The sequence below is a fragment of the Collinsella sp. genome (assembly GCF_052346665.1).
Lineage (GTDB): Bacteria > Actinomycetota > Coriobacteriia > Coriobacteriales > Coriobacteriaceae > Collinsella.
In genome coordinates this window covers 1-6,879 of sequence record NZ_DAWDUX010000058.1, presented here as the reverse complement: position 1 = coordinate 6,879, position 6,879 = coordinate 1, and the positions used below count along the sequence as shown (strand labels likewise).

Sequence of the window (6,879 nt, the reverse complement as noted above, 5' to 3'; positions counted from 1 at the left end):
GAGACCGTCATGAGCTTCGCGAATGACATCAACACGCCCGAGGGCGGTGCGGAAGCCCTCCATATGCATGCCGCCCTCGGGCGTGTTGATGTCATTCGCGAAGCTCATGACGGTCTCGGAGTACGAGGTGTTCCACTGCATCGCGATCTCGACCTCACCGGTCTTCTCCACCGGGGCGTCGGGCTCAGAGGCGCCGGAAAGGTAGATGGGGTTCTTGAGATCGTCGGGCACGGTTTTGCCGTCGTTCAGGTACTTGACGAAGTCGATAATGCCGCCGGCGTAGCAGAACTCGTCCACCTGGGGGGTCGACTCGCGTTCGTCTTTAAGGACGATCTTGAGGTTCTTGTTGAGGAACGCCGTCTCCTGCAGGCGATCACGCAGGGTGTCGTAGTTGTAGACGGTGGTCTCGAAGATCTCCTCGTCGGGCCAGAAGGTGGTGGTGGTGCCCGTGGTGTCGCAGGTGCCGATCTCGCGCATCTTCTGGGTGGTCTTGCCGCGGCTGAACTCCATCTCGTAGATCTTGCCGTCGCGACGAACCCGAACGTTCATCTTCTTAGAGAGCGCGTTGACGACGGAGACGCCGACGCCGTGCAGGCCGCCGGAGACCTTGTAGGCAGCGTTGTCGAACTTGCCGCCGGCGTGCAGGATCGTCATGACGACCTCGAGCGTCGGAATCTTTTTGACCGGGTGCTCGGCGACAGGAATGCCGCGGCCGTTGTCCACAACGGTGATGGAGTTGTCGGGATGCACCGTAACCTCGATGGTGGTGCAGAAGCCGGCCATGGCCTCGTCCACCGAATTGTCCACGATTTCCCACACCAGATGGTGCAAACCGCTCACCGAGGTCGAACCGATGTACATGCCTGGGCGCTTGCGGACGGCCTCGAGGCCCTCGAGGATCTTAATCTCGCCCGCGCCGTATTCGTTCTGATCCGCCACGTAATCTCCCTCTATGCTGTGAAGTATGGCTAACCTTTACAGTTTATCGCATGAACCAATGGCAAAACGCGATATCGATCACATCACAAATACCCCTGGAAGCCAATGAGGGCTCATTTAGGGAGATAGAGGGCTCTTCTGCGTCCTTCCCGCCTCCTCATGAGAGAAGTGCGCTCAAGGGCGATGTGTCGGCTTGAACCCAAGAGTCTCAGGGGCCTTGCTCGGAGGTCCCATGCGCTATGCGCGCTCAAACCCCGGACGCGACGTCTTGACCACGATGTTGCCCACGGCGCCGCCCAAGCGCTCCATACGCGCGCGGATGATCTCGCGCATCATGCTCAGCTCTTGCGTCCAGGAGGCGCCGTCCGTGTACACCACGAGCTCGTCCCGTTCGGGCACGTAATGCAGGCCGGTCACGTGCTTACCCTCGCGGGAGTTGGCGCACACCTGATTCCAGGCATGATAGACCTCATGCCGACGCTCCGCCTGCCGAAACTGCTGCCGGCGCTCGGGGGTCGCGCCGTCGAACAGACGGCTGCGTTCGGAATTGATAAAGTCCCCTAATCCGGCTGTGGCGTTAAGGCGCCCCTTCTCGGTCACACGACCCATCCGCTCCTCCTTCTGCAGGTCCGCGCCAAGCTCGCGCGCCAAGGGGGAACACACCCCCTGGCACGCGGATACTCATCAATCGATGGACCCCACGCGTACGACCTTTGCGCCGCCGAGCACCTCGTCCGAAAAATACCCGAGGTTCGTCGTGGTAATGACCGTTTGGACCTCCTGTGCCACGAATCCCATGATGGCCTCGCGGCGCGTGGCATCCAGCTCGCTCATCACGTCATCCAGCAGCAACAGGGGCGGGCGGCCCAAGATATCGCGCGTCACCTCCACCTCGGCGATCTTCCATGCAAGCACGATGGATCGCTGCTGGCCTTGGCTCCCAAAGTCGCGCGCCGAGCGCCCATCTATGGTGAAGGATATCTCGTCGCGGTGCGGGCCCACGAGCGTGAGCCCCCGGCGCACCTCGTCCGTGCGGCGCTCGTGGAGTGCCCCTAGGAACTGGCTGGATATCTCCTCGCGTCCCTCCCCCAGCTCACCTATCGTGGACTCGTAGGCCACATCCGGCTCCTCATGCGGGGCGATGACGCGATAGACGTCAACAAAATGCATTCGAATGCGCGCGAGCAAGGCGCGCCGATGCATGAGAAGCTGAGCTCCCGTCGCCGCCAGGGATTCGTCCCACGCCTCAAGCAGCTCCGGTGCGGGACAATCGCGCAACAGGCTGTTGCGTTGCTCGACCGTGCGCTCATATGCCGAGAGCAGCTTGGCGTACTGAGCATTCAGCTGGACACCAAAGGAATCGAGGGCGGCGCGGCGAACCGAGGCCGAGCGTTTGACCATGTCGAGGTCATCCGGGCAAAACAGCACGCTCGGCAAAACGCCGCGCACTCCGGCGGCGGTGGTGCGCTTGCCGTTACGGGTGAATGCGCGCTTGCCATCCGCGAGCTCAAGCCCCATCTCGAGTGCTCTTCCGTCACCCGCAAGCGAGAGCCGAGCGCGGCCCGTCGATGCGCCCGCGCGCAGCAGCTCGGATGGAGACGGCTTGCGGAACGACGAGCCGGCAGTGAGTAGCTGCAGCCCTTCAACGAGATTGGTCTTTCCCACGGCATTGCGGCCCACCAGTACCGTCACATGCGGGCTGAGCGACAACACGTGCTCATCGAAGCTACGGTAATTGACAACGGAGAGCTCCGTCGCGGTGATGCTCATAGAACGAAAAACCTCAGATGGTCGGGATGGCGAAGGGATCGGGGATGTGGTGCGGTTGGTGCAGCTGGGGACGTACCACGACAACATAACAACACGCCGGGTGGACGCAACGGGCACGCGCGGTCGGCGGGCGCGGCGCACTCGGCCGCCGACCCGCGACGGCGCTAAATACGCACCGGCATGACGAGGTACAGGTAGTTGATCTTGTCATACGACTTGAACACACCTGCTTGGTTATAGCTCTGCAGCTCAAGCGTGATTTCCTTTTCGTGCGATAGAACGTTCAGGCAACCAAAGATGTAGTGGTAGTTGAACGCGATGACGCCCGATACGCCCTCCGCCTCGACCTCGACGGTGGCGGTGGCGGCGTCCTGGTCGTTGGAAATCGCGGAAAGCACCATGGTGCCCGTCTCCGCGGAGATATCGAACTTGACCGCGGAGTTCGCCTGGGCGACAGTCGAAACGCGCTTGAGCGCCGAACTAAGGGCGGCAACGTCGATTTTGACCGTTGTGGCGCAGGCGGCGGGGAGGAGGGCTTTGTAATTGGGGTACGTGCCCTCGATACGACGGGCGACGTAGGTGGTGTTGCCCGCCACGAAGACGACCTGCGTATCGGTCGAGCCGATGAGGATCGAGCCCTGGCCGCCGGTGATGGCCAGCGCGTCGTTAAAAGCGTCGGCGGGGACGTTCAGCTCGAAGCTGCCCTCCAGCGTAGAAGTCTCCACCTGCGTGTCGCACACGGCAAGGCGGTACGAGTCGGTGGCAACCAGACGAATCGTGTTGTTTTCAACCGTCATGTAGACGCCGTTGAGCACGGGGCGATTCTTGTCGGTCGAGGTGACGCGCCACACGCGAGAGACCATTTCGCTCAAGATGTTCGCGGGGAGCTCGACGGAGCGCTCGAGGGCGAACGTTGGGAACTCGGGGAAATCGCCGGCGTCGAGCGTGTTCAGTCGGAACGTAGAGCGCTCGCACGTAATGCTCACCTGGTGTTCGGCCACATCGAAGGATACGGGCGCATCGGGTAGGGTCTTGCAGATGTTCGAGAGCATCTTGCATGGAATGACGACCTGCCCCTCTTCGTCCACACGCGCGGCGATGCGATGACGGATCGAGATGGTGTAGTTGGACGTCTGGAATTCGAGGACGCCGTCTGCTGCGCGCACGAGCACGCCGGAGAGGATGGGGAGGGTCGATGAGGGCGCAATGCCCTTCATGACGACGGCGATGGCATCAGAGAGCGCAGATTGACTGACCGTGAACTTCATCTCTTTTTATTCCTCTCTTAAATATATATAAGTAACAACAGTAATAACCCGGTGGATGGTGTGGACTACGCTTGTTTGCCCAGTTACACCCATTGATTTCTCTCAACAATCCATTGTAGACAACCGTTGAGTTTTGCCCATCGTGAGTCGACCCATATTTTTCTCAACATGGACGGCCGCGTTGTCCCCAACTTCTACCCCCACCTTCCAACAGGTTTTCCACAGGTGTCTTCTACGATTTGAGCATGATCGTGTTCTTGAGGTTTTGGACGTCTTCGTAGATCCGCCGGTCCTCGCGCATCTTGTTTTCCACGACCTTGAGCGAGTTGAGTACGGTTGAATGGTCGCGACCGCCGAACTCGGATCCGATGGCCGGTGTGGTCATCTCGCACAAGTTGTTGGCGAGATAGACCGCGACATGACGCGCGAAGGCGATGGTCGCGGTGCGCCGGGGACCTATCAGCTCCTCGTGGCTCACGTGGTAGAACTCCTCGACCACCCGCTGGACCATATCGATATGGATGATCTTGCGCGCGGTGTTGAAGTAGGTCTTTGCCGTCTCATCGATATCCGACGCCGAGAGTTCGAGCCCTGCCGCCTCGCGCTCGGCAGCGAGCCCCGCGCAGCGTTCGCAGAAACTTTCGAGGTTGCGGATGTTGTTGCCCGAGATCTCCGCCATGTGGCGCAGATGCTCGTCAGTGAGGTGCCCCTCGTGTTCGGGTAGCATTGACAGCAGGGACGTGTCGACGTTGAGTCCGTCGAGATTGCCCGAGCCGTTGATGATGTTCTCGTAATAGCGTTTGAGGATGACGTACTTCATCTCAAATCCCGGCTCGGAGACGAGGCACAGCATGCCACGGCTAAAACGGCTGGTGAGACGTTCGTCCATGGCGAGGTCCTTGGGCGCGCGATCCGATGCGAACGCGACCTTTTTGCCATCGCGGATGAAGCTGTCGACGAGTTGGAAGAAGAACTCGACCGACGCCTGCTTGCCCACGATGTTCTGCACGTCATCGATGATGAGGATGTCCGCATCGCGATACTCGCGCATGATGAGGCTGCCCGGACCTCTTTGCCCGCCGAGTTCGTTCATGTAGTCGTCGAGATATGCTTGGGAATTCGCGTATTTGACGCGGATATAGGGTTTTTCCTTGGCAAGGTAATTGCGCACGGCGAAGAGCAGGTGAGTCTTTCCAAGACCCGAGTTGCCGTAGATGAACAGCGAGGGGCATTGCCCAGGCTCCTCGGCAAACGCCGCGAAGCGCATGGCACTGTTGAAGGCATGACGGTTCTCGTCGCCCGCGACAAAGCTGTCGAACGTGTATTTGGCGTTGATGTCGCCCGCCGGGCCCCTGCCTGGCTGGGAGCCGTCCCCCGCCGCCGCGCGCACCATCGTGGGGTTGTTTCCGCGCGCGGCGGCTTCTCCTGTGGAGGGCTTCTTTGCACCTGGGTCGCCCGCGCGCATCTCCTGCATCATGCGGCGGAAGGTGTCGGGGGACACGGTGTTCACCACGCTGATGCCCGATCGGCCGGTCTCGCCGCCCGTGGGAGTCGAGACCGCTGCGTCGAGGGGGTGGGTCGCGGCTGGCACGCTCTCTTGGGGAGCCGCGCCGTTCTCGTTGGAGGGGAGGGGATCCTCCCCGCGCATGCTTTTGGTATCTGCGAGTATGCTCGCGAGGGGAGGCTCCGCCTGTCGGCGTGAGGCCTCCCGCACACTTGCTGCGGTGGCCCTCGATTCTCCAGCGGCACCTCGTCCGTCGACGACGACCTCAAGCCTCATGGGCATGAAGGAGATCTCCTCGAGGTACGCTTCGATAGACTCGCGCTGTTTAACGAGGTAGGTATAGGCGAACCGGCTTGGCACCTGCACGGTGAGGGACTCGTCGTCGAATGCGACGGCCTGACACTGTTCCAGCATATGTATGAGGCGCGGCTCGCGCTCGTCGCGCCGGCAAAACTCGATGACGTCATCGAGGAGTATGCGCGCTTCGTTATCCATCTTCCCCATTCCTCATCTCTGCATCGAGGGGCGGTCCAACCGTCGTGCGTGGGCTATTGTTGCTGCGCCCATCCTTGACCCAATTCGGTGAGCACGTATTTCTGACCACGTTTATATATGAGCCCCGTCCCCGAGAGGGTGTCGAGCTCGCGCGACCACGTTGCATCTGAATTTCCGTAGGTGCGCGTGAGGTCGGTTGGGCCTCCCTTGCCGTTTTGTGCGATATAACGCAGAGCAAGGGCCCCACGCTCGCTCACATATGGTCTTGGTGCGAGCGAGGGCTGCTGCTCGCCGGGTATGGCATTCGTCGGCATGCCCGGCGTTGGCATTGCTACGGGCATGGCCGCGCCGGGCATGGCTGTCCCGGGTGCCATCGACGCGGGCGCCGTCTCTGCGCCGCCGGTCATGCCGCCGAGATTGGGCATTCCCATCATCTGCCCGCCCATCATCGCTTGATGCGACTGCTGCCCCAGTTGCCCCATCTGCATTGGGTATCCTTGCGGGATACCGCCGTATGGCTGTGTCATGCCGTACGGATTGCCATATGCCGGGTAACCCACACCCGCCCCCGGCGTCCATGGATACCCTTGTGGGTACGGCGGGGCCATCGTCCCCATGGATATCGCCCGCGGATCGGTTTCCGCCTGCATTCCCGTTCCCCAGTTCGGATTCGGACTTGTTTGCGCCCCCACGGCCCCGAATCCACTTGGCTGCGCGCCCGCCTGCATGGGTACCTCATCATGGTGCCCACTGCGCACGGCTGCTCCACGTGAAACGGCCCGCTCGATCTCCTCAACACGCACGGGATTCACGCTCACCGTGACCACCGTCCCCGCGCCCAGGTTATCTTCCACCGAGATGGCGCCCCCGGCGGCCTCGACATATTGCTGCACCATGGGGAGT

At 61.4% G+C, this 6,879-nt stretch carries 5 protein-coding genes and 1 pseudogene; all 6 read right to left on the bottom strand.

Going from position 1 to position 6,879, the window contains the following annotated elements; translation table 11 throughout:
- On the bottom strand, positions 1 to 939 hold a 939-nt coding region (locus tag ACT8II_RS08955; RefSeq protein ID WP_443813880.1), incomplete at its 3' end, for an ATP-binding protein.
- Positions 940 to 1,176: 237 nt separating this feature from the next.
- Complete coding sequence (locus tag ACT8II_RS08950; protein ID WP_118654023.1) at positions 1,177 to 1,548, bottom strand: DciA family protein; 372 nt, start codon at positions 1,546 to 1,548, stop codon at positions 1,177 to 1,179.
- Positions 1,549 to 1,623: 75 nt separating this feature from the next.
- Entirely contained in the window at positions 1,624 to 2,709 is a 1,086-nt protein-coding gene (gene recF / locus ACT8II_RS08945) for a DNA replication/repair protein RecF (protein ID WP_294123328.1), read from the bottom strand.
- 164 nt (positions 2,710 to 2,873) lie between these two features.
- The gene (dnaN, locus tag ACT8II_RS08940; protein ID WP_294123333.1) at positions 2,874 to 3,977 is read right to left on the bottom strand and encodes a DNA polymerase III subunit beta; all 1,104 of its coding nucleotides are present in this window, start codon (positions 3,975 to 3,977) and stop codon (positions 2,874 to 2,876) included.
- A gap of 232 nt (positions 3,978 to 4,209) precedes the next feature.
- Entirely contained in the window at positions 4,210 to 5,976 is a 1,767-nt protein-coding gene (locus ACT8II_RS08935) for a DnaA ATPase domain-containing protein (RefSeq protein ID WP_443813877.1), read from the bottom strand.
- A 53-nt stretch (positions 5,977 to 6,029) separates the two neighbouring features.
- Positions 6,030 to 6,879 (bottom strand): annotated as a pseudogene (locus tag ACT8II_RS08930) (ATP-binding protein); the annotation flags it as partial.

Excerpts from the sequence above, each read along its gene's own strand:
- ACT8II_RS08950 (WP_118654023.1), bottom strand. The coding sequence starts at position 1,548 with ATGGGTCGTGTGACCGAGAAGGGGCGCCTTAACGCCACAGCCGGATTA.
- recF (WP_294123328.1), bottom strand. The coding sequence starts at position 2,709 with ATGAGCATCACCGCGACGGAGCTCTCCGTTGTCAATTACCGTAGCTTC.
- dnaN (WP_294123333.1), bottom strand. The coding sequence starts at position 3,977 with ATGAAGTTCACGGTCAGTCAATCTGCGCTCTCTGATGCCATCGCCGTC.
- ACT8II_RS08935 (WP_443813877.1), bottom strand. The coding sequence starts at position 5,976 with ATGGATAACGAAGCGCGCATACTCCTCGATGACGTCATCGAGTTTTGC.